The 22,260-nt window shown below is 60.6% G+C and carries 24 protein-coding genes, 2 pseudogenes and 1 riboswitch; of the genes and pseudogenes, 16 read left to right on the top strand and 10 right to left on the bottom strand.

Annotated features, from left to right (window positions below; genetic code table 11):
* Window positions 1-44 precede the first annotated feature (44 nt).
* A complete protein-coding gene (gene ygiD, locus ABLU50_RS16625) occupies window positions 45-836 on the bottom strand; it encodes a 4,5-DOPA dioxygenase extradiol (RefSeq protein ID WP_087833153.1) in 792 nt (263 codons plus the stop codon).
* 186 nt (window positions 837-1,022) lie between these two features.
* Here ygiD and zupT point away from each other — a divergent pair, with 186 nt between their 5' ends.
* The gene (gene zupT, locus ABLU50_RS16620) at window positions 1,023-1,793 is read left to right on the top strand and encodes a zinc transporter ZupT (RefSeq protein ID WP_017899746.1); all 771 of its coding nucleotides are present in this window, start codon (window positions 1,023-1,025) and stop codon (window positions 1,791-1,793) included.
* 63 nt (window positions 1,794-1,856) lie between these two features.
* Here zupT and ribB read toward each other — a convergent pair whose 3' ends face one another.
* Complete coding sequence (ribB, locus tag ABLU50_RS16615; RefSeq protein ID WP_017899745.1) at window positions 1,857-2,510, bottom strand: 3,4-dihydroxy-2-butanone-4-phosphate synthase; 654 nt, start codon at window positions 2,508-2,510, stop codon at window positions 1,857-1,859.
* Between the two features lie 105 nt (window positions 2,511-2,615).
* A riboswitch (FMN riboswitch) is annotated at window positions 2,616-2,767 on the bottom strand.
* A gap of 120 nt (window positions 2,768-2,887) precedes the next feature.
* Here ribB and ABLU50_RS16610 point away from each other — a divergent pair.
* Entirely contained in the window at window positions 2,888-3,160 is a 273-nt protein-coding gene (locus ABLU50_RS16610) for an accessory factor UbiK family protein (protein ID WP_004174355.1), read from the top strand.
* 34 nt (window positions 3,161-3,194) lie between these two features.
* On the opposite strand, the gene glgS is transcribed toward ABLU50_RS16610, so the two are convergent.
* Window positions 3,195-3,392 carry a cell surface composition regulator GlgS gene (gene glgS, locus ABLU50_RS16605; protein ID WP_004205248.1) on the bottom strand — a complete coding sequence of 66 codons (198 nt, stop codon included), beginning with the start codon at window positions 3,390-3,392 and terminating at the stop codon, window positions 3,195-3,197.
* On the opposite strand from glgS, the pseudogene ABLU50_RS16600 reads away from it, so the two are divergent.
* Window positions 3,384-3,530, top strand: a pseudogene (locus ABLU50_RS16600) (hypothetical protein); the annotation flags it as partial. The gene glgS and the pseudogene ABLU50_RS16600 overlap by 9 nt on opposite strands.
* An 80-nt stretch (window positions 3,531-3,610) precedes the next feature.
* Here the strand turns inward: ABLU50_RS16600 and hldE are convergent.
* Genes hldE through ABLU50_RS16585 form a run of 3 tightly spaced genes read right to left on the bottom strand, consistent with a single transcriptional unit; the run spans window position 3,611 to window position 9,259 of the window.
* Complete coding sequence (gene hldE / locus ABLU50_RS16595) at window positions 3,611-5,044, bottom strand: bifunctional D-glycero-beta-D-manno-heptose-7-phosphate kinase/D-glycero-beta-D-manno-heptose 1-phosphate adenylyltransferase HldE (protein ID WP_017899743.1); 1,434 nt, start codon at window positions 5,042-5,044, stop codon at window positions 3,611-3,613.
* 58 nt (window positions 5,045-5,102) lie between these two features.
* The gene (gene glnE, locus ABLU50_RS16590; protein ID WP_004205250.1) at window positions 5,103-7,940 is read right to left on the bottom strand and encodes a bifunctional [glutamate--ammonia ligase]-adenylyl-L-tyrosine phosphorylase/[glutamate--ammonia-ligase] adenylyltransferase; all 2,838 of its coding nucleotides are present in this window, start codon (window positions 7,938-7,940) and stop codon (window positions 5,103-5,105) included.
* Between the two features lie 20 nt (window positions 7,941-7,960).
* Window positions 7,961-9,259 carry an inorganic triphosphatase gene (locus tag ABLU50_RS16585; protein WP_048325758.1) on the bottom strand — a complete coding sequence of 433 codons (1,299 nt, stop codon included), beginning with the start codon at window positions 9,257-9,259 and terminating at the stop codon, window positions 7,961-7,963.
* A gap of 214 nt (window positions 9,260-9,473) precedes the next feature.
* On the opposite strand from ABLU50_RS16585, the gene ABLU50_RS16580 reads away from it, so the two are divergent.
* Both ABLU50_RS16580 and ABLU50_RS16575 read left to right on the top strand, forming a co-directional pair.
* On the top strand, window positions 9,474-10,094 hold the full coding sequence (locus tag ABLU50_RS16580; protein ID WP_004205252.1) for a TIGR04211 family SH3 domain-containing protein: 621 nt from the start codon (window positions 9,474-9,476) through the stop codon (window positions 10,092-10,094).
* A gap of 61 nt (window positions 10,095-10,155) precedes the next feature.
* Window positions 10,156-11,397, top strand: a complete 1,242-nt coding sequence (locus tag ABLU50_RS16575; RefSeq protein ID WP_017899740.1) for a multifunctional CCA addition/repair protein — start codon at window positions 10,156-10,158, stop codon at window positions 11,395-11,397.
* An 11-nt stretch (window positions 11,398-11,408) separates the two neighbouring features.
* Here ABLU50_RS16575 and bacA read toward each other — a convergent pair whose 3' ends face one another.
* Complete coding sequence (bacA, locus tag ABLU50_RS16570) at window positions 11,409-12,230, bottom strand: undecaprenyl-diphosphate phosphatase (RefSeq protein WP_004205255.1); 822 nt, start codon at window positions 12,228-12,230, stop codon at window positions 11,409-11,411.
* Window positions 12,231-12,428: 198 nt separating this feature from the next.
* A complete protein-coding gene (gene folB, locus ABLU50_RS16565; RefSeq protein WP_004150923.1) occupies window positions 12,429-12,812 on the bottom strand; it encodes a bifunctional dihydroneopterin aldolase/7,8-dihydroneopterin epimerase in 384 nt (127 codons plus the stop codon).
* Between the two features lie 107 nt (window positions 12,813-12,919).
* On the opposite strand from folB, the gene plsY reads away from it, so the two are divergent.
* Both plsY and ABLU50_RS16555 read left to right on the top strand, forming a co-directional pair.
* Window positions 12,920-13,537, top strand: a complete 618-nt coding sequence (plsY, locus tag ABLU50_RS16560) for a glycerol-3-phosphate 1-O-acyltransferase PlsY (RefSeq protein ID WP_004205257.1) — start codon at window positions 12,920-12,922, stop codon at window positions 13,535-13,537.
* 149 nt (window positions 13,538-13,686) lie between these two features.
* A pseudogene (locus ABLU50_RS16555) lies at window positions 13,687-13,788 on the top strand (hypothetical protein); the annotation flags it as partial.
* 10 nt (window positions 13,789-13,798) lie between these two features.
* Here ABLU50_RS16555 and ABLU50_RS16550 read toward each other — a convergent pair.
* Window positions 13,799-13,945, bottom strand: coding sequence for a hypothetical protein (locus ABLU50_RS16550; protein WP_032426100.1), 147 nt, complete (start codon window positions 13,943-13,945; stop codon window positions 13,799-13,801).
* Between ABLU50_RS16550 and ABLU50_RS16545 the strand changes: the two genes are divergently transcribed.
* From ABLU50_RS16545 to ABLU50_RS16510, 8 genes are all read left to right on the top strand, one after another.
* Window positions 13,935-14,759, top strand: coding sequence for an urease accessory protein UreD (locus ABLU50_RS16545; RefSeq protein ID WP_065802860.1), 825 nt, complete (start codon window positions 13,935-13,937; stop codon window positions 14,757-14,759). The two genes, ABLU50_RS16550 and ABLU50_RS16545, sit on opposite strands and share 11 nt — an antisense overlap.
* Before the next feature lie 9 nt (window positions 14,760-14,768).
* Entirely contained in the window at window positions 14,769-15,071 is a 303-nt protein-coding gene (locus tag ABLU50_RS16540) for an urease subunit gamma (protein WP_002916871.1), read from the top strand.
* Between the two features lie 9 nt (window positions 15,072-15,080).
* A complete protein-coding gene (locus tag ABLU50_RS16535) occupies window positions 15,081-15,401 on the top strand; it encodes an urease subunit beta (protein ID WP_022064951.1) in 321 nt (106 codons plus the stop codon).
* A complete protein-coding gene (ureC, locus tag ABLU50_RS16530; RefSeq protein WP_087833154.1) occupies window positions 15,394-17,097 on the top strand; it encodes an urease subunit alpha in 1,704 nt (567 codons plus the stop codon). The genes ABLU50_RS16535 and ureC overlap by 8 nt, the downstream gene beginning before the upstream one ends.
* A gap of 9 nt (window positions 17,098-17,106) precedes the next feature.
* On the top strand, window positions 17,107-17,583 hold the full coding sequence (gene ureE, locus ABLU50_RS16525; RefSeq protein WP_017899736.1) for an urease accessory protein UreE: 477 nt from the start codon (window positions 17,107-17,109) through the stop codon (window positions 17,581-17,583).
* 1 nt (window position 17,584) lies between these two features.
* Entirely contained in the window at window positions 17,585-18,259 is a 675-nt protein-coding gene (locus ABLU50_RS16520) for an urease accessory protein UreF (RefSeq protein ID WP_017899735.1), read from the top strand.
* A gap of 8 nt (window positions 18,260-18,267) precedes the next feature.
* Complete coding sequence (gene ureG, locus ABLU50_RS16515) at window positions 18,268-18,885, top strand: urease accessory protein UreG (protein WP_002916877.1); 618 nt, start codon at window positions 18,268-18,270, stop codon at window positions 18,883-18,885.
* Between the two features lie 152 nt (window positions 18,886-19,037).
* On the top strand, window positions 19,038-20,645 hold the full coding sequence (locus ABLU50_RS16510) for a cytosine permease (RefSeq protein ID WP_004205264.1): 1,608 nt from the start codon (window positions 19,038-19,040) through the stop codon (window positions 20,643-20,645).
* A gap of 44 nt (window positions 20,646-20,689) precedes the next feature.
* On the opposite strand, the gene tsaD is transcribed toward ABLU50_RS16510, so the two are convergent.
* Window positions 20,690-21,703: a tRNA (adenosine(37)-N6)-threonylcarbamoyltransferase complex transferase subunit TsaD gene (gene tsaD, locus ABLU50_RS16505; RefSeq protein WP_002916879.1), complete on the bottom strand. Its 1,014-nt coding sequence runs from the start codon at window positions 21,701-21,703 to the stop codon at window positions 20,690-20,692.
* Window positions 21,704-21,940: 237 nt separating this feature from the next.
* On the opposite strand from tsaD, the gene rpsU reads away from it, so the two are divergent.
* The gene (gene rpsU / locus ABLU50_RS16500) at window positions 21,941-22,156 is read left to right on the top strand and encodes a 30S ribosomal protein S21 (protein WP_001144069.1); all 216 of its coding nucleotides are present in this window, start codon (window positions 21,941-21,943) and stop codon (window positions 22,154-22,156) included.
* Window positions 22,157-22,260 lie beyond the last annotated feature (104 nt).

Below are 22,260 nucleotides of genomic sequence, written 5' to 3'. Positions count from 1 at the left end.
TGCCGCGCTCCGGCGACGATACCGCCGCCGGAGCACAATTTTTATCAGGCGCCAACCACCACCGACAGCATACTCAGCGAGCCCATCTCGATGCCATCGACCGGGGTCGAAATCGCCTCAACGCCATCCCATGCCCCCAGCACGTATAACAGCGGCAGGAAATGCTCCGCCGTTGGGTTGGAGAGCGAGCCCCCTTCGTATGCCAGGTAGTTAACCAGCGGGTGCTGATCGTCCGGGCCCTGCCACTGCAGATTCGCCTTCACGTAGTTGTTGAAGGACTCCGCCCACGGATACGGCGTGTTCTCGCCATGCCAGCGGGCGGTACGCAGGTTGTGCACCACGTTGCCGCTGGCCACCAGCATAATCCCTTCATCACGCAGCGAGGCCAGCTTTCGCCCCATTTCGAGATGCCAGGCCGGCGGTTTGGTGCTGTCGATGCTCAGCTGAACCATCGGGATATCCGCATGCGGATACATCTTGATCAGCACGCCCCACGAGCCATGGTCAAATCCCCAGGCTTCTTTATCGAGAGTGACCGGCACCGGCGAGAGCAGCTCCACCAGCCGTTGCGCCAGCGCCGGGGAGCCCGGCGCCGGGTAATGGGTGTCATACAGCGCCTGCGGGAAACCGCCGAAGTCGTGAATGGTCTTCGGGGCCTCCATCGCCGTCACGCCCGTACCGCGCGTGAACCAGTGCGCAGAGACCACCACGATCGCTTTCGGACGCGGCAGGGTTTCGCCCAGGTGAGCCCAGGCGCGGGTATAGCGGTTGTCTTCCAGCACGTTCATTGGGCTGCCATGGCCGAGAAACAACGCGGGCATTCGGGTACGGGACATGATGATATCCTTAGGGTGTCAATGTGATGTGCTCACATTACGCGCTTTTGCGCCAGGATAAACTCAGATAACCATGATGATGATCGTCAGAAAATTTGAATGTAATTCGCGGTAAAGGGAGCTGTCCCGTACGCGCATCCTCAGGCAATATACTCCTATGCACTTATTTTCGCAGGGAGAGAAGCGATGTCATCACCCTTAATATTGACGCTGTTAGCCGGTAGCGCAACCTTTATAGGCGCCATTTTCGGCGTGATTGGCCAGAAACCCTCTAACCGCCTGCTGGGCTTCTCCCTCGGCTTTGCCGCCGGGATCATGCTGTTGATTTCGTTGATGGAAATGCTGCCTGCCGCGCTGGCCGCCGAGGACATGTCGCCGCTGCTCGGCTACGGAATGTTTGTTTTCGGCCTGCTGGGCTACTTTGGTCTCGATCGCCTGCTGCCGCATGCCCACCCGCAGGATTTGATGACCCCCGCCGCGCCGCGCCCGCGCAATTTACGCCGCACCGCCATTCTGCTGACGTTGGGTATCAGCCTGCATAACTTTCCGGAAGGGATCGCCACCTATGTCACGGCCAGCAACAACCTCGAGCTTGGCATGGGAGTGGCGCTTGCCGTCGCCCTGCACAATATTCCTGAAGGACTGGCCGTTGCCGGGCCGGTATATGCCGCCACCGGATCGCGCAGTAAGGCGGTGCTCTGGGCCGGTCTTTCCGGCATGGCGGAGATTTTGGGCGGCGTGCTGGCGTGGCTGATTCTGGGTAGCCTGGTCTCGCCGATGGTCATGGGCGCGATCATGGCCGCCGTCGCCGGGATTATGGTGGCGCTGTCGGTCGATGAACTGATGCCGCTGGCGAAAGAGATCGATCCGCAAAGCAACCCGAGCTATGGCGTTCTGTGCGGGATGTCGGTGATGGGGCTGAGTCTGGTGGTGCTCCAGACGATGGGCATCGGTTAAGGCACAGAAACAAAACAGCCCACTAATAAGCGGGCTGTTTTCACTGGCGTTGTGAGCCGCTGATTAGCTGGCTTTACGCTCATGTTCGCGACGATAGGCCACCAGATCTTCAATCGTGACCACTGCCATATTGTGCTGCTGAGCGAACGCGATGCACTCCGGCGCGCGCGCCATGGTGCCATCGTCATTGGTCAGCTCGCACAGCACGCCTGCCGGTTTGAAGCCAGCGAGGGTCACGAGGTCAATAGTGGCTTCAGTGTGGCCGCCGCGGGTCAGTACGCCGCCCGGCTGCGCCCGCAGCGGGAAAACGTGGCCAGGACGGTTGAGATCTGAAGGTTTCGCGCCGTCGGCAATCGCCGCGCGGACGGTGGTCACGCGGTCAGCAGCGGAAACGCCGGTGGTCACGCCTTCCGCCGCTTCGATGGTGACGGTAAATCCGGTGCCGTAGGCGCTGGTGTTGTTCTCCACCATCATCGGCAGATCCAGCTGTTTGCGGCGATCTTCGGTCAGGCACAGGCACACAATGCCGCTGCCGTGACGAATGGTCAGCGCCATCTGCTCTACGGTCATGGTTTCGGCGGCGAAGATCATATCGCCTTCGTTTTCACGGTCTTCATCGTCAAGCACCATCACGCCGCGGCCTTCGCGCAGGGCGTCCAAAGCGTGTTCCACACGTTCAAAAGCGGTACCAAAAGAAGAAAGGAGCGTCTGATTCATGGTAAAAAAACCTCATTAAAATTATGGTTACCAGAATCAGGGCAGTCTTAGGAGCGCCGGTTTAGCGGCAAAAGTCAACGCGAGCGGGCCTGGGCCCGACTGTGCCGTTACTCTCTCCCATCCGGACTTTAACCGTCGGCCCCGGAATTACACCGGATCTGCTGACCTTCCCGTAGTCACGGGAAGCGCTCGCGGGCTTTCAACGCCATGGTTGATTTACCGCCGGTGGGGAATTTCGCCCCGCCCTGAGAATAAGCGAGATAACTATAACGCTATTGACTATCCTCGGCAATGCATAAGCTTCAAACATTTCTGGTTTATAGGCGGCCTGGTTCGCACTACAATGATCAATCATCCGACCCGAGCAGGAAACCACCATGATTGACCCGAAAAAAATTGAACAAATCGCCCGCCAGGTCCATGAGTCGATGCCAAAAGGACTTCGCGATCTGGGTGAGGATGTTGAAAAGAAAATCCGCCAGGCGCTGCAGTCGCAGCTGACCCGTCTGGACCTGGTCAGCCGCGAAGAGTTTGACGTGCAGACTCAGGTTCTGCTGCGGACCCGCGAAAAACTGGCGCTGCTGGAACAGCGCCTGAATGACCTCGAAAACCGCCCGGCGACGACGCCTGGCAGCGAAGAGCAGCAGTAAAAAAACGGGCCCTCAGGGGCCCGTTTGCGTTGGCTTAGTGTGCGGCTTCCGCCGGGCTGTTGACCTGACGGCAGTACAGTTCATAGCGCTGGCAAAACCATTCACGATGTTCTTCATCCATATTGCCGACAATGGCCTGAAGATCAACTGGCTGGCCCTGGGCGTGCATTCTGGCGAAACTCCGTGCCAAAAAATCAAAATTCTTCATTGAATACATGTCGTTATGGTTCATGCGCATACTCCTTCAGCGGTGGATGTTCTGATCAGTCATATGCCTTTTACTCACTTCAGTATTTACGCTTACCTTAACGCCATTTGTACGAAAAATGCGCTTAATATGATTATTTATTGCGCCAAATCATTTTCCACATCATTAAATAAAAACGGCCCGCGATATCGCTATCGCAGGCCGTGGTGCCGCACCGTTATGGCGGGGGAATAGCGAAACGGTTATTTTTCGCTATCTTTTTGTATTTTCTTAATAATATTGGTGGTCGAGCAGCCATCTTCAAAGTTGAGCACCAGCACTTCGCCACCGTTCGCCCAGACCTCTTCACTGCCGGCGATCTGCTCCGGTTTGTAGTCGCCGCCTTTCACCAGCAGATCCGGCAGGATCCCGGCAATCAGGCGCTGCGGTGTATCTTCTTCGAAGGAGACCACCCAGTCGACCGCCTCCAGCGCCCCCAGCACGATCATCCGCTGCTCCAGCGGGTTCACCGGGCGGGTTTCGCCTTTCAGTCGTTTGGTGGAGGCATCGCTGTTGACCGCCACGATCAGACGGTCGCCCAGTTTGCGCGCATTCGCCAGATAGGAAACATGGCCGGCGTGCAGAATGTCGAAGACGCCGTTGGTCATGACCACTTTCTCGCCGCGCTTGCGCGCTGCCGCTACCGCCTGTTTGAGTTCCGCTTCGCTCATCACGCCGAAGCCGGTCTCAGCCCGGCCGCGAACCGCATTTTCCAGCTCGACAGGGGAAACGGTGGAGGTCCCCAGCTTGCCAACCACCACGCCCGCCGCGGCGTTAGCGAAATAGCAGGCCTCTTCCAGGGTGTTGCCGGAGGCCAGGGTCGCCGCCAGCACGCCAATCACCGTGTCGCCGGCGCCGGTGACATCGTACACTTCCTGAGCCTGAGTCGGCATATGCAGCGGCGGACGCCCCGGCTGCAGCAGCGTCATCCCCTGCTCAGAGCGCGTCACCAGCAGCGCTGACAGTTCGAATTCGGCGATAAGCTTCATGCCGCGCTCAACGATCTCCGCTTCATCCTGGCACTTGCCCACCACCGCTTCAAACTCAGAGAGGTTCGGGGTGAGCAGCGTCGCGCCGCGATAGCGTTCGAAATCGGTGCCTTTCGGATCGATCAGCACCGGCACGCCTGCTTCACGGGCGAGCTTGATCATCGTCTGGACGCTGGTCAACGCCCCTTTGGCGTAATCCGAGAGAACCAGCGCGCCAATGGCGCCCAGCGCCTGCTGAATGCGCTCGTGCATCGGCTGCGGATCAACGCCGGAGAAGCCCTCTTCAAAGTCGAGGCGGATCAGCTGCTGGTTGCGCGACAGCACCCGCAGCTTGGTGATGGTCGGGTGAGTCGGGACGGAGACGAAGTCGCACTTCACATTGACGTTGGCCAGCGCCTGGCTCAGCGCGCGAGCGGCGTCATCAATCCCGGTCAATCCCACCAGGCGCGACGTCGCCCCCAGGGAGGCGATGTTCATCGCTACGTTTGCCGCGCCGCCAGGACGTTCTTCGATATTTTCCACCTTCACCACCGGCACCGGGGCTTCCGGGGAAATACGACTGGTGGGGCCGTACCAGTAGCGGTCCAGCATCACATCACCCACCACCAACACTCCTGCACGTTCAAACTCCGGCAGCGTTACTTTCATGACTCTCTCCTGCGAGACGCAAACTTTGCGCGCGATAATAGCACACCCGATTTTATAGTTAAGCCATCAGCCACTTCTGCCAGCTGGCGCTGACCTGCTCACGCTCCCGGCTGAATGCCTCCGGCGCCACGTGTCCCGGCAGCTCCTGCAGGGCCAGGTGATGGAGCGCATCACGCAAGGTGGTGTACGCGTGCGTTAAAGCTCGCGCTTCCTCCTCGTCCATGATGTCGTTCTGCGCCAGCAGCTCGAGAATACGCACGTTATCAGACCAGCGGGTCAGCTTTGGCTTGTCGCTGGCATAGCGTAGGACCAGATACTGGGTAATAAATTCAATATCCGTGATCCCACCGGCATCGGCTTTGATATCAAAACGATCGGCATGTTTGTTGCCAAGGTGGGCACGCATCTTCTCGCGCATCTCGCGAACCTCGGTCTGCAGGGTCGCGCCATCCCGCACGGTGGTCAGAATATCGCGCCGAATGGCGTCAAATCGCGCCTGCAGCGCCGGGTCGCCATAGACCACGCGAGCGCGCACCAACGCCTGATGCTCCCATGTCCAGGCTTCGTTCTGCTGATAGTCGGCAAACGCGTCGGCGGTGGTAACCAGCATCCCCGCCGCGCCGGAAGGGCGCAGCCGGGCGTCAACTTCGTAGAGAATACCGGACGAAGTGCGGGTGCTGAACAGATGCATGATCCGCTGAGCCAGCCGCAGGTAGAACTGACGGCCGTCGATCTCACGCTCGCCGTCGGTCATCACCTCCGGCGGGCAGTCATGGAGGAACACCAGGTCGAGATCGGAACTGTAGCCCAGCTCCCAGCCGCCGAGCTTGCCGTAGCCGACGACGGCGAAGCCGCGCCCCTGGCGATCGTGCAGATGGGTCGGCTGGCCGTAGCGGGCCACCATCTGTCCCCATGCCTGCTGCACCACCGCGTCGAGGATGGCTTCGGCAAGCCAGGTTAAGTGATCGCTAACCTTCATCACCGGTAGCGTGCCAGCGATATCCGCCGCGGCGATATGCAGCTGCTGCGCCTGCTTGAACTGGCGCAATGCCTCCAGCTGCTGCTCTTCATCTTCTTCCGGCACCCGCAGCAGATACTGACGCAGCTCATCGCGATAGGCATCGGTCGCCGTCGGCTGATAGAGGGTGTTGGGATCCAGTAGCTCATCAAGCAGCAGCGGGTGGCGCGCCAGCTGGCTGGCGACCATCGGCGACGCGGCGCAGAGCGTAATCAGGTGCTTCAGCGCGCCGGGGAATTCGCTCAGCAGTTCAAGATAGGTGGTGCGAGTGACGATCCCGGTCAACAGCGGCGTGATCCGAGCCAGAGGCAGCGGCGCATCGGCGCGCGAGCAGATTTCGCTCAGCAGATGCGGCATCAGTTGATCCAGCACCTGGCGGCCGCGCGGGCCGATGGTGCGCCGATCCAGCTCTTTACGGAAATCGGCAATCAGCGCCAGCACGCTGCGGCGGTCGGCGTCGTTTAAATGCGCCAGCGCCGGGCTGGCGTCATCTTCTTCCAGCGCATCCTGCCACAGCTCGCGCCAGTACTCGGCGAGCTGCTCATCCGGCGACTGAGCCTCATCATCGCCGATCAGCTCATTAAACACCCGCCGCACGCTGGCCATATGGCTCGCCAGCTGCGCGCTCAGCGTCTCCCAGTCATCGGTATGCATCCCCCACGCCAGCCTGGCGCGGTTCAGTTCATCCTGCGGCAGAGTTTGAGTCTGCTCATCGTTGATGCTCTGCAACAAATTTTCCAGCCGGCGCAGGAACAGATAGGCCGCGCGCAGCAGCGCCGCGTCGCCTTCCGGCAGCAGATGCAGCTCATCAATCGCCGCCAGCGTCGGCAGCAGCGCCCGCTGCTGCAGCGCAGGTTCGCGACCGCCGCGGATCAGCTGAAAGACCTGCACGATAAACTCAATTTCACGGATCCCGCCGGCGCCGAGCTTGATGTTGTCTTTCAGCCCGCGACGCCGCACTTCGCGAGCGATCATCCCTTTCATGTTACGCAGCGACTGGATCACGCTGAAGTCGATATAGCGGCGGAAGACGAAGGGGCGAAGCATCGCGCGCAGCTCGCTGGCGTAGGCGTCGTCGTTATCGCCCATGATCCGCGCTTTCACCATCGCGTAGCGTTCCCAGTCCCGGCCCTGCTCCTGGTAATAATCCTCCAGCGCCGCAAAGCTGAGCACCAGCGGCCCGCTGTCGCCAAACGGTCGCAGGCGCATGTCCACCCGATAGACAAAGCCGTCCTGCGTCGGCTGGTCGAGCGCCTTGATCAGCCGCTGCCCCAGGCGGGTAAAGAACTGGGCGTTATCCAGCTCGCGGCGACCGCCGCGGGTGGCGCCATGCTCAGGCCAGGCAAAAATCAGATCGATATCGGAAGAGAAGTTCAGCTCGCCGCCGCCCAGCTTTCCCATCCCGAGGATCAGCAGCGGCTGCGGCTGACCCTCGGCGTTGCAGGGCGTTCCCCACTCCTTGCAGCAGGCGGCATACAGCCAGTCGCGAGCGGCGACAATCAGGGTCTCTGCCAGGACGCTCAGCTGCTGCAGCGTCTCTTCTTCGCTTACCAGCGACAGCGCCTGCGCCCAGGCAATGCGGACCATCATCTGGCGGCGGAAAAGACGCAGCTCTCGCATCAACCCCGCTTCGTCAGCCACCGCTTGCAGGCGATCCTGCAGCCAGGTCTCGTAATGCCGCCACTCTTCCGCCTCCGGCGAGGAGTCCGCAAGCTCGTTCAGCCAGCCTGGCTGGGCGATCACACTCTGTTCGACAAAATCACTGAACGCCATCACCGACCGGGCCTGCGGGCTCAGTTCGGCGACGGGAAAATCCGCTGGCAGGCGGTCAGCGACCGTCTGCCAGTGCTGCTGTAACTGCGAAGAAAGCGGCATCATAGGGGCTCCCTGGCCTGTAATTATCGTTTTCCACTATGCAGCCAGAACGGCTCGGCAGCCAGCGCCTGGCGACGGAAATATTCAAAGACGCTGCGGTCGTCATGCTCTATCGCACGCTGAAGCTCCTGCCAGTTCTCCAGCCACGGCGCGACGGCGTCGCCATAGGCGCCCGCCAGCAGCTGGACGCTGTCGATATCGCGGGACAGCTTCGGCAACTGGTCGGCGGCATCTTCAACCGCCAGATGCTGCACGGCGCTTCGCAGCTCGGCCGCCACCCGCGAGAGGTTAATATCGGCAAACCGTTTGAACGATCCGGCTATTTTTTTCTCTCCCGCCTCGTTGAGGAACGGACGCCAGCCGCGCTGGACCAGCCATTCGGTCAGCGCCAGTTTGGCGGCGACGACCTCGGTGCAGAATAACGCCTCCTCGGCGGTGTCCGCGGCCAGCAGCGCGGCTTCGGCGTCGTTCAGCAAGGCGCGGAGGTGGGTGGTCGCCTTCCGCGGCACGATGCCGCCGAACAGCACGAGGGCATGGCGCACGCGGGCCAACGCCAGCAGGATTTCCGCTTTAGCTTTCGCGTTGCCGCGCAGCCAGACCTCATCGTGATACAGCCAGTGCGCCAGGGCGCTCTCCAGCGCCGCCTCCAGCCCCTGCTCCACGCTGGCCTTCGCCGCCACCGGCAGCACCGCCAACCGGGCCACCGGGCGTTCATTGTTGCCTTGCGCCAGATGATACCCGCGCGCGGCTTTGCTCAGGCTCCCCTGACGCAGGACGCCGCTCTCCAGCAAACGCTGCGCGAAGCGCAGCAGATCGGCGGTCTCCCCGGCGAGCAACTCCAGCTCCAGCTCGCAGATCGGCTCCTGATGCTCGCCCGCCTTCACTTCGCCGCGATCGAGGGCAATCTCAATCTCACTCTTTCCTTCCTGGATCACCCAGCGTTCACGGGCAAAGTCGGTGCTGAACAGCGGCTGGACATGCTCCGCCAGCGCGGCCGGAAGTTCCCCTTGCGGCCAGACCTCCGCCGGCAGGCGCTCAAGCGCCAGCTCCGGTTTATCCAGTGGGATATTGTATTCCGGGCGCTGGTGCAGGCCGCCCACCACCCGACCGGCGATTTTCAGCGTCATTTCATAACGCCCCTGATCGCCGCGGATGCGCAGCCCCATGTCGTGACGACGCAGCCAGTTATCGGCGGTTTCGTAATAAATGTTCAGCAACTGGCCCGCGGGCGTATGTTTCGCCTCGAGCGCATTGAGCTGCTCGCGCAGCGTCTCTACCCCATCCTGAGCGACGATAAACTTAAGTTCGATTTCTTGAGCCATGACTGAATTCTTCCGCTTCTGTGCTGCGCCGACAAATTGCGGCGAACTTACGACGATATTTTTTGTCAGTAGATAGTATTTTGCGGCGAATCGCCATGCAACGCGCTTTTTGCCGGGCCACCTCCTGGATGATTCCGATTGTGGCGGAAAACTTTGCGTCGCTCTGGCGATGCCTCTACTATCGTTCCACTTTTTATGACCAAACGATGACCTGATGCCAAAATTACGCCTGATTACTTTTACTTTGCTCGCGCTTAGCGCCGCCACGGCGGTTCACGCAGAAGAAAAGCGCTACGTTTCCGATGAGCTGAACACCTGGGTTCGCAGCGGCCCGGGCGATAATTATCGTCTGGTCGGCACCATCAACGCCGGGGAAGAAGTGGCGGTGCTGCAAACCAACGACAGCACCAGTTACGCGCAGATCCGCGACGCCAATGGGCGTACTGCCTGGATCCCGCTGAAAGAGCTGAGCAACGAGCCCAGCCTGCGCACCCGCGTCCCGGATCTGGAAAACCAGGTCAAAACGCTGACCGATAAGCTGAATAATATCGACGCCACCTGGAACCAGCGCACGGCGGATATGCAGAAGAAAGTCGCCGGCAGCGACAGCGTGATCAACGCGCTGAAAGACGAGAACCAAAAGTTGAAAAATGAGCTGGTTGTCGCGCAGAAGAAGGTGAATGCGGCGAATCTGCAGCTTGATGACAAACAGCGCACCATTATCATGCAGTGGTTTATGTACGGCGGCGGCGTGTTGGGCGTCGGTCTGCTGCTGGGTCTGGTGCTGCCGCATCTGGTGCCAAGCCGCAAACGTAAAGACCGGTGGATGAACTAATTCGTCTTCTCTGCCAGACTTACGTATCATCTTGCAAAAAACAGATACGGGAGAATCAGGCGTGAAGAGTTATCTGGTCGGCGGTGCGGTGCGCGACGCGCTGTTAGGACTGCCGGTCAAAGACCGAGACTGGGTGGTGGTGGGCGCCACTCCGCAACAGATGCTTGACGCGGGCTATCAGCAGGTAGGCCGCGACTTTCCCGTGTTCCTTCATCCGCAAAGCCGGGAAGAGTATGCCCTGGCACGCACCGAGCGCAAATCCGGCGCAGGCTATACCGGTTTTACCTGCTATGCCGCCCCGGACGTCACCCTCGAAGCGGATCTGCTGCGCCGTGACCTGACGGTCAACGCCCTCGCCCAGGACGCCGACGGCGCAATTATCGACCCCTACGGCGGACAAAACGATCTCCGCCAGCGTCTGCTGCGCCATGTCTCCCCTGCCTTTAGCGAAGATCCGCTGCGCGTGCTGCGCGTGGCGCGCTTTGCCGCCCGCTATGCCCATCTCGGTTTTCGCATTGCCGAAGAGACCCAGACCCTGATGGCCGCCATGGTTGAGGCCGGCGAACTGGCCCATTTAACGCCGGAGCGGGTGTGGAAAGAGACGGAAAGCGCGTTGACCACCCGCAACCCGCAGGTCTTTTTTCAGACGCTGCGCGACTGCCAGGCCCTCAAGGTGCTGTTCCCGGAGATTGACGCCCTGTACGGCGTGCCGGCCCCGGCAAAATGGCACCCGGAAATCGACACCGGCCTGCACACCCTGATGACCGTCACGATGGCCGCGATGCTGTCGCCGGACGTCGATGTGCGCTTCGCCACCCTATGCCATGACCTTGGCAAAGGGCTGACGCCGAAAGCGCTCTGGCCGCGTCACCACGGCCATGGCCCGGCGGGAGTCAAGCTGGTGGAACAGCTCTGCGCGCGTCTGCGGGTGCCGAATGATATCCGCGATCTCGCGAAACTGGTGGCGGAGTATCATGATCTGATCCACACCCTACCGATCCTGCAGCCGAAAACCCTCGTTAAACTCTTCGACAGCATTGACGCCTGGCGTAAACCGCAGCGCGTGCAGCAGATCGCCCTCACCAGCGAAGCCGACGTTCGCGGGCGCACCGGTTTCGAGGCTAGCGATTATCCGCAGGGGCGCCTGCTATTAGAGGCCTGGGAAGTGGCGCGGTCGGTCTCCACCAAAGAGGTGGTGGCGGCGGGGTTTAAAGGGGCGGAAATTCGCGAGGAGCTGACGCGGCGGAGAATTGCGGCGGTGGCGCAGTGGAAGGAACAGCGTTGCCCCCAGCCGCAAGGCTGAGGGCGCAGGCCTTAGAAGAAGACCACGTAAACCGCTGCCGCGACGATAAAGCGGTAGATAGCGAACGGAATGAACGAGATCCGTTTGATCAGCTGCAGGAAAGTTTTAATCGCAATCAGCGCCACGATAAACGCCATCACGAAGCCGACGGCAAACATCGGGACATCGCCCATGTTGAGGAAGCCGATGCTCTTGTAGACGTCCAGCACCGTGGCGCCCATCATCATCGGTACCGCCAGCAGGAATGAGAATTCCGACGCCGCGTAGCGGCTGACGCCCATCAGCATGCCGCCGGAGATGGTCGCCCCTGAGCGGGAGAAGCCCGGCCACAGCGCCAGGCACTGAAAGCAGCCGATAACGAACGCCTGACGATAGGTCATATCGTCAATCCCGACCGCGCGCGGCTGTTTCGGCTTCAGCACTTCCGCCGCAATTAACAGCACACCGCCGACAATCAGGGCGTACATCACGTTTACCGGGTTAAACAAAGATTTAATGGTGTCGTGGAAAATAAGCCCCATAACCACCGCGGGGATCATGCCGAGAAGGATATGGATAAGCGACAAGCGACCGCTGCCTTTACCTTCGTGCTCCGGCGGCCTGCCGAAATGGATGCCGATCAGGCCGAACAGGCGACGCCAGAACATCACCACCACGGCGAGTATCGAGCCTAGCTGAATAACCACTTCAAAGGTATTTGCCGTATCACCTTCAAACCCCAGCAGGTGACCAACAATAATCATATGACCGGTACTGGAAACAGGTAAAAACTCTGTCAACCCCTCAACCACACCCAATATTGCCGCCACCAGCAGCGAGTGTATATCGCTCATCCAATTAAACCCTTTAAAAAAGTAAAATGAAAAAAACCAGGAACACGGTATCGTTCAACAGGCACAACCCGACTGCCAGAGGGCGCGCAATCAGCAGCATACACGGCGTACACAAGGATTCGCCTGCCGTTCTGGTAGAAGATCGCCAGTAAAATTGCCTGATGACCGGATGCTATGACCGGTATAAACGCAATTTGTTTAACAAGTATGACCTGAAAAGTTTTGTTTCAGATTAAGGCCACGTTCAATAATCACCCCGACGTTTGCCGCGCGAGCCACGGCGCCAGGTTTGCTGACTTTAATGCGCACCCATGGCGACTGGAATGTCTCCAGCAGCAGGTCGGCCACCTCTTCCGCCACCCGCTCCACTAACGCGAATTTTCCCCCCTCAACATGCGCGATGACGCGCTCGCTGATATCAGCATAGCTGAGGCAATCGCTGACATCATCGCTGGCGGCCGCCTTGCGGTTATCCCATGCAATTTCGATATCGAACACCAGCTTCTGCTCAATGGTTTGTTCCCAGTCATAAACACCAATGGTGGTGATTACCGAAAGTTGCTCTATAAATACAATATCCATCACGCCCTGCCTGCTTTTTAGCTAAACCGGATACCACTTCCGGCGAATTATGCGTATTATCCACAGATGCAGAGAATACAACGACATTTTCAAAACGGAACAGCGTTATGAGTGCAATCGCGCCCGGACTGGTACTCCTCGCCTACCTCTGCGGCTCCATTTCCAGCGCCATTCTGGTATGTCGCCTTGCTGGCCTGCCCGACCCACGCGACAGCGGCTCAGGCAACCCCGGGGCCACTAACGTACTACGAATTGGCGGAAAAGGGGCGGCCGTAGCGGTACTTATTTTTGATGTGCTGAAGGGCATGCTGCCGGTATGGGGCGCCTGGGCGCTGGGCCTGACGCCGTTCTGGCTGGGTTTAGTGGCGATTGCCGCCTGCGTGGGCCATATCTGGCCGGTTTTCTTTCATTTCCGCGGCGGTAAAGGCGTCGCCACGGCCTTCGGCGCTATCGCCCCCATCGGCCTCGACCTGACCGGCGTGATGGCCGGGACCTGGCTGCTGACCATCCTGCTCAGCGGTTACTCTTCCCTTGGCGCTATCGTCAGCGCGCTGATCGCTCCGTTCTACGTCTGGTGGTTTAAACCGCAGTACACCTTCCCGGTGTCGATGCTCTCCTGCCTGATCCTCCTGCGCCATCACGACAACATTCAGCGTCTGTGGCGCCGCCAGGAGAGCAAAATCTGGACGCGTGTGAAGAAGAAAAAAACGCCAGAAGAGAAGTAATCTCCCCTCCCGGCCCCGCCAGCCGGAGGGATCCCCGCTTCTATTTACCTGTCTCACCCGCCTTTTCGCCTTACGTCGTCATGATTGGCGATCTTCACCACATCCCTCTTTTGTAACAATGCGTTAGCGGTGACCCACAGCAAAAATCACGCCAGCGACCAGCGGCGCGGCGTCCCCCCCGCTGGCGCCTTTTCCGCCGCGGCCAGGCAGCGGATCAGGATATTGACGGCAATGATTATCCGGGTGAATAATCCGGAGCGGTTATGCCGCTTTCCCCTCGCGCCCAATGCGACGCTGCGGGTAACAGATGACATAAGCGTTTCGTATGACCGGGATAATCTCCCGCCGATCAATACTCATTGCTGCTGTTTTATCTTGATTTTGCAGGGGCGCAACATTGCACGGCACCGTGTTACCACCACTCAAAAAAGGCTGGCAGGCCACGCTGGATCTGCGCTTTCAGCAGGCCGGCGGCAAGACCGTTCTCGCCAGCGCCCAACACGTCGGCCCGCTGACCGTCCAGCGCCCGTTTTACCCGGAAGAAGAGACCTGTCACCTCTATCTGCTTCACCCCCCCGGCGGCATCGTCGGCGGTGATGAACTGACGATTAGCGCCCACCTTGATCCCGGCTGCCATACCCTGATAACCATGCCTGGCGCCAGCAAGTTTTACCGCAGCAGCGGCGCGCAAGCGCTTTTGCGCCAGCAGTTGACCCTCGCCCCGCAGGCGACCCTGGAGTGGCTCCCGCAGGATGCCATCTTCTTTCCCGGGGCGAACGCCCGACTGTCCACCACCTTTCACCTGTGTGCCTCCAGCACCCTGCTGGCCTGGGATCTGCTCTGCCTTGGCCGCCCGGTGATCGGCGAAACCTTCAGCCACGGCACCCTCAGCAACCGGCTGGAGGTATGGGTGGACGATGAGCCGCTGCTGGTCGAGCGCCTGCACCTGCAGGAGGGAGAGCTCTCCAGCATCGCTGGACGTCCCTGGGTCGGCACGCTGCTGTGCTATCCGGCAACCGATGCCCTGCTCGACGGGGTGCGCGACGCGCTGGCGCCGCTCGGCCTCTACGCCGGCGCCAGCCTGACCGACCGCCTGCTGACGGTGCGCTTCCTCAGTGACGATAATCTGATTTGCCAGCAGGTGATGCGCGACGTCTGGCAGTTTCTGCGCCCTCATCTCACCGGCAAGTCCCCCGTACTCCCCCGAATCTGGCTGACTTAAGAGAACGTTATGGAACTGACCCCCCGAGAAAAAGACAAGCTGTTGCTGTTTACCGCCGCGCTGGTGGCAGAACGCCGCCTGGCCCGCGGCCTGAAGCTCAACTATCCGGAATCCGTGGCCCTGATCAGCGCCTTTATTATGGAAGGCGCCCGCGACGGCAAAAGCGTGGCCTCGCTGATGGAGGAAGGTCGTCACGTCCTGACCCGCGAGCAGGTGATGGAAGGCGTCCCGGAAATGATCCCGGATATCCAGGTCGAAGCCACCTTCCCGGACGGCTCGAAGCTGGTCACCGTTCACAACCCGATTATCTGAGGCAGCGCCATGATCCCTGGTGAATATCACGTTAAGCCCGGCCAGATAGCCCTCAACACCGGCCGGGCGACCTGTCGCGTGGTCGTTGAAAACCACGGCGATCGGCCGATTCAGGTCGGTTCGCACTACCATTTCGCCGAGGTCAACCCGGCGCTGAAGTTCGACCGTCAGCAGGCCACCGGCTATCGCCTGAATATCCCGGCCGGCACGGCGGTACGCTTTGAACCTGGCCAGAAACGCGAGGTTGAGCTGGTGGCCTTCGCCGGTCACCGCGCCGTCTTCGGCTTCCGCGGCGAAGTCATGGGCCCACTGGAGGCAAACGATGAGTAATATTTCACGCCAGGCCTATGCCGACATGTTCGGCCCCACCGTCGGCGATAAGGTGCGCCTGGCCGATACCGAGCTGTGGATCGAGGTGGAGGACGATTTGACCACCTACGGGGAAGAGGTCAAATTCGGCGGCGGCAAAGTGATCCGCGACGGGATGGGCCAGGGACAGATGCTGGCCGCCGACTGTGTTGACCTGGTGCTCACCAACGCGCTGATCGTCGATCACTGGGGCATCGTTAAGGCCGATATCGGCGTGAAGGACGGCCGGATCTTCGCCATCGGCAAAGCCGGCAACCCCGACATCCAGCCCAACGTCACCATCCCCATCGGCGCCGCGACGGAAGTGATTGCCGCCGAAGGAAAAATCGTCACCGCCGGCGGGATCGATACCCATATTCACTGGATCTGTCCGCAGCAGGCGGAAGAGGCGCTGGTCTCAGGCGTAACCACCATGGTCGGCGGCGGCACCGGCCCGGCGGCGGGTACCCATGCCACCACCTGCACCCCGGGGCCTTGGTATATCTCACGCATGCTGCAGGCGGCCGACAGCCTGCCGGTTAATATCGGCCTGTTGGGCAAGGGCAACGTTTCTCAGCCGGACGCTCTACGCGAGCAGGTGGCGGCGGGCGTTATTGGCCTGAAGATCCATGAAGACTGGGGCGCCACCCCGGCGGCGATCGACTGTGCGTTAACCGTCGCCGATGAGATGGATATTCAGGTCGCCCTGCACAGCGACACCCTCAATGAGTCCGGTTTTGTGGAAGATACCCTCGCCGCCATCGGCGGGCGCACCATCCACACCTTCCATACCGAAGGGGCCGGCGGCGGCCATGCGCCGGACATCATCACCGCCTGCGCCCACCCGAACATTTTGCCGTCCTCCACCAACCCAACGCTGCCCTACACCCTCAACACCATCGACGAACATCTCGATATGCTGATGGTCTGCCACCATCTGGACCCGGACATCGCCGAGGACGTGGCCTTTGCCGAGTCGCGCATTCGCCGGGAAACCATCGCCGCAGAAGACGTGCTGCACGACCTTGGCGCCTTCTCGCTCACCTCCTCCGATTCGCAGGCCATGGGCCGCGTCGGGGAAGTGGTTCTCCGCACCTGGCAGGTGGCGCACCGCATGAAGGTGCAGCGCGGCGCGCTGGCGGAGGAGACCGGGGATAACGACAACTTCCGCGTGAAGCGCTACATCGCCAAATACACCATCAACCCGGCGCTGACCCACGGCATCGCGCACGAAGTCGGCTCCATTGAGGTGGGCAAGCTGGCGGACCTGGTGCTCTGGTCGCCTGCCTTCTTCGGCGTGAAACCGGCCACCGTGATCAAAGGCGGCATGATCGCCATCGCGCCGATGGGCGACATCAATGCCTCTATTCCGACCCCGCAGCCAGTGCACTATCGCCCGATGTTTGGCGCGCTGGGCAGCGCCCGCCATCACTGCCGCCTCACCTTCCTGTCGCAGGCGGCGGCGGACCATGGCGTAGCCGAGCGGCTGAACCTGCGCAGCGCTATCGCCGTGGTGAAAGGCTGCCGCACGGTGCAGAAAGCCGACATGGTGCACAACAGCCTGCAGCCTAACATCACCGTCGACGCGCAGACCTATGAGGTGCGGGTGGATGGCGAACTCATCACCAGCGAGCCGGCAGAGGTTCTGCCGATGGCGCAACGTTATTTTCTGTTTTAAGGAGTGCGGATGCTTTATTTAACTCAACGTCTGGAGACCCCCGCCGCCGCGACCGCCAGCGTTACGCTGCCGATTGATGTTCGCGTCAAAAGCCGGGTAAAAGTTACCCTCAACGATGGCCGGGAAGCCGGTCTGCTGCTGCCCCGCGGCCTGCTGCTGCGCGGCGGCGATGTGCTAAGTAACGAAGACGGCACCGAATTTGTGCAGGTGATTGCCGCTGATGAAGGGGTGTCGGTGGTGCGCTGCGACGACCCGTTTATGCTGGCGAAGGCCTGCTATCACCTCGGCAACCGTCACGTACCGCTGCAGATTATGCCGGGCGAGCTGCGCTACCATCACGATCACGTGCTGGACGATATGCTGCGCCAGTTCGGCCTGACGGTGACCTTTGGCCAGCTGCCGTTCGAGCCGGAAGCCGGCGCTTACGCCAGCGAAAGCCACGGTCATCATCATGCTCATCATGACCACCACGCTCACAGCCACTAGCATGTCGACAGCGGAACAACGCCTGCGGCTGATGCAGCTGGCCAGCAGCAACCTGCCGGTAGGAGGTTACAGCTGGTCCCAGGGGCTGGAGTGGGCTGTGGAAGCCGGCTGGGTGCCGGACGTCGCGGCCTTCGAGCGCTGGCAGCGACGGCAGATGACGGAAGGCTTTTTTACCGTTGACCTGCCGCTGTTCGCCCGCCTGTACCGCGCCTGCGAACAAGGCGATATCGCCGCGGCCCGGCGCTGGACGGCTTATCTGCTGGCCTGCCGGGAGACCCGTGAACTGCGGGAGGAAGAGCGCAACCGCGGCGCGGCGTTTGCCCGCCTGCTGAGCGACTGGCAGCCGGACTGTCCGCCGCCGTGGCGCACGCTGTGCCAGCAAAGCCAGCTCGCCGGGATGGCCTGGCTCGGCGTGCGCTGGCGCATCGCGCTGCCCGAGATGGCCTTAAGCCTGGGCTACAGCTGGATTGAGAGCGCCGTAATGGCCGGCGTCAAGCTGGTGCCCTTCGGCCAGCAGGCCGCCCAGCAGCTCATTTTACGTCTTTGCGACCACTACGCAGCGGCGATGCCCCGCGCACTGGCCGCGCCGGACGGCGATATCGGATCGGCCACGCCGCTCGCCGCCATCGCCTCTGCCCGGCATGAAACCCAATACTCCCGATTATTCCGTTCCTAGGAGAAGCCATGAATTCTTATAAACACCCGCTGCGCGTCGGCGTCGGCGGCCCGGTCGGTTCCGGTAAAACCGCCCTGCTGGAAGCGCTGTGCAAAGCGATGCGCGATACCTGGCAGTTGGCGGTGGTCACTAACGACATTTATACCAAAGAAGATCAGCGCATCCTCACCGAAGCGGGCGCGCTGGCCCCTGAACGCATTGTGGGTGTAGAAACCGGCGGCTGCCCGCACACAGCGATCCGCGAAGATGCCTCGATGAACCTCGCCGCCGTGGAAGCGCTGAGTGAAAAGTTCGGTAACCTCGACCTTATCTTCGTGGAAAGCGGCGGCGATAACCTGAGCGCCACCTTCAGCCCGGAGCTGGCGGATCTGACCATCTACGTCATTGACGTGGCCGAAGGGGAGAAGATCCCGCGCAAAGGCGGGCCGGGGATCACCAAATCCGATTTTCTGGTGATCAATAAAACCGACCTTGCCCCCTATGTCGGCGCTTCGCTGGAGGTGATGGCCAGCGATACCCAGCGTATGCGCGGCGATCGCCCATGGACCTTCACCAATCTGAAGCAGGGAGACGGCCTGAGCACCATTATCGCCTTCCTCGAAGACAAAGGCATGCTCGGCAAATAGGCCTGTTGCACCAGCCGGGCGCAGACGCGTCCGGATGGTGCAACCCCTGCTCTCTCTTCTATCACCCTGCGCTCCCCTCCCCGCCACGCCTGCCCTGCAATATGGCATAAGGTTTGCTAATTCAAGTCATGCCTAACCATTAAGGAATGACTATGTCATCACTGGATCTCAACCCTGAATTACCCGCGACAGCGCGGACTTCCGGCTCCCGGGAAACCTTAGAAGATTACACCTTACGTTACGCCCCGCTGAGCTTCCGCCGCTGGGGACCGGGCGTCGTCGCGGTCACGGCGCTGGGCGGCATCGCCTATCTGGCGGACTTTTCCATCGGCGCCAGCATCGGTATGGCCTGGGGCACCAGCAACGCCATCTATTCGATCCTGGTGGCGGCGCTGGTGATCTTCCTCACCGGCATTCCGCTGGCGATCACTGCCGCGCGCTACAACATTGACCTTGACCTGATCACCCGCAGCGCCGGCTTCGGCTATTTCGGCTCGGTGATCACCAGCATTATTTTTGCCGGCTTCACCTTTATCTTCTTCGCCCTCGAAGGCTCGATCATGGCCCAGGGGCTGCTGGTGGGCCTCGGGATACCGCTGTGGATGGGGTATCTGATCGCCACCCTGATGGTGCTCCCGCTGGTGGTCTATGGCATGAAAGCCCTGACCCGCCTGCAGGTATGGACCACTCCACTGTGGCTGGTGCTGATGGTGGTGCCGGTGGTGTGGCTGATTGTCAAAGATCCGCAGCTGGTGGACGGCTTCCTGCATTTCGCTGGTAAAAACAGCGCGTCGACGGTGGATATCACCGCCATCATGCTCGGCGCCGGGGTATGCCTGTCGCTGATCATGCAAATTGGCGAGCAAATTGATTACCTGCGCTTTATGCCGCCTAAAACCGCGGAGAACCGTAAAAGCTGGTGGCTGGCGGTCTTTTCCGCCGGTCCGGGCTGGGTGGTGCTAGGCGCGATCAAACAGATCATCGGCGCCTTCCTCGGCTTCTATCTGTTGACCCGTTTTCCGGCGGTGCACAATACCGAACCGGTGCAGCAGTTCGTCAGCGTCTTCGATAATCTGGTGCCCGGCTGGCTGGCCCTGACGCTGGCGGTGGTGCTGGTGGTGATCTCGCAGATCAAAATTAACGTCACCAATGCCTACTCCGGCTCGCTGGCGTGGACCAGTGCCTGGACCCGCACTACCAAACGCTATCCGGGGCGGATTATTTTTGTGGTGGTCAATCTGGCGATTGCCCTGGCGCTGATGGAAGGCGATATGTTCAGCGCCCTGTCGTGGATCCTCGGCTTTTACTCCAACTTCGCTATCGCCTGGGTCGTGGTGGTGGCGACCGACATCACCTTTAATAAAGGCTTGCTCAAGCTGGCCCCGGCGCAGCCGGAATATCGTCGCGGCATGATCTACAACGTTAACCCGGTGGGCGTGGTTTCCTTTGGCCTGGCCGCCGGGCTGTCGATCTGCGCTTTCTTCGGCCTGCTGGGGACGACGCTGGCGCCGTTCTCGCCGCTGATCGCGCTGGTCGTCGCCTTTGTCATGACCCCGCTGATGGGGATCCTCACCCGCGGGCGCTACTATATTAAGCAGGTGGATGACGGGATCGCCGAACCGCGCTATGACGCGGCGGGGAACGCCTCGACCACCGTGTATCAATGCGTTAGCTGTGAGGAAGAGTACGAGCGCCCGGACGTGATGCATTCGCATAAGCATCAGGGTGCCATCTGCTCACTGTGTAAAAGTATGGAGTAGTCAGGAAGGCAGGCCGACGTGACGTCGGCCTGTTTCAGGTTGCGTTAGGCGGCAGGCAGCTCGGCCAGCGGCCAGCGCGGGCGGACCGTCACGCCGAGCTCAGCTTTGGCGCCGGTTTGCAGACGCACCATGCCGGCGTAGGCGATCATCGCGCCGTTATCGGTACAGAACTCAGGGCGGGCGTAGAATACCTCACCGCCGCGTTTTTGCATCATCTCCGCCAGCTTCGCCCGCAGGGTGCGGTTGGCGCTCACGCCTCCCGCCATCACCAGACGCTTAAAGCCGGTTTGCTCCAGCGCGCGGCGACATTTAATCATCAGCGTATCGACAACCGCATCCTCAAACGCGCGGGCGATGTCGGCGCGGGTTTGTTCATCGTCGCCGTTGCTGCGAATGGTGTTGGCGGCGAAGGTCTTCAGTCCGGAGAAGCTGAAGTCCAGCCCCGGACGGTCGGTCATCGGACGCGGGAAGACGAAGCGGCCTTCAGTACCCTGGGACGCCATTTTCGACAGCATCGGCCCGCCGGGATAATCCAGCCCCAGCAGTTTCGCGGTTTTATCAAAGGCTTCGCCCGCCGCATCGTCAATCGACTCGCCCAGCAGTTCGTACTGGCCGATACCGGTGACGCTGATCAGCTGCGTATGGCCGCCGGAAACCAGCAGCGCGACGAACGGGAACGCCGGCGGGTTATCTTCCAGCATCGGCGCCAGCAGGTGCCCTTCCATATGGTGTACCGGGATCGCCGGCACGTTCCAGGCGAAGGCCAGCGACCGGCCAACGGTCGCCCCGACCAGCAGCGCGCCGACCAGGCCAGGACCCGCCGTATAGGCGACGGCGTCGATATCTTTCGCCGTCAGGCCGGCCTCTTTCAGCGCCGCCTGGATCAGCGGCACCGTTTTGCGCACGTGGTCGCGCGATGCCAGCTCCGGCACCACGCCGCCGTAGTCCGCATGCAGTTTCACCTGACTATACAATTGGTTGGCTAACAGACCTTGCTGGTCGTCATAAATCGCGATGCCGGTTTCATCGCAGGATGTTTCAATGCCCAGTACACGCATGAGTTGTTTTACCTCGCTTCAATACCGCGCAGTGTAGGTCCAATGACCGGCGATGTAAAACTTTGCTCACCCCTGGTGCTCTCTTCGTGTATACTCCTCACCCTTATAAAAGTCCCTTTCAAAAAAGGCGCAGGTGCTTTACAAAGCAGCAGTAGTTGCAGTAAAATTCCGCACCATTTTGAAATAAGCTGGCATTGCGGCCAGCGGCAAACCGAATTAATCAAAGGTGAGAGGCACATGCCGGTAATTAAAGTACGTGAAAACGAGCCGTTCGACGTAGCTCTGCGTCGCTTCAAGCGTTCCTGCGAAAAAGCAGGTGTTCTGGCGGAAGTTCGTCGTCGTGAGTTCTATGAAAAACCGACTACCGAACGTAAGCGCGCTAAAGCTTCTGCAGTGAAACGTCACGCGAAGAAACTGGCTCGCGAAAACGCACGCCGTACTCGTCTGTACTAATCTGTTGAGAGCGACGCTCTCAATTCAGACCGAGTTGTAGTTGTAAGGCCGTGCTTCCGAAAGGAATGCGCGGCTTATTTTCGTTTATAGTCATCAGAAATAAC

Origin of the sequence: Klebsiella sp. GG_Kp173, assembly GCF_040062415.1 — a bacterium.
Taxonomy (GTDB): domain Bacteria; phylum Pseudomonadota; class Gammaproteobacteria; order Enterobacterales; family Enterobacteriaceae; genus Klebsiella; species Klebsiella quasipneumoniae.
Note: the sequence above shows the minus strand (reverse complement) of the source record. Positions and strands in the feature narration are given on the sequence as shown.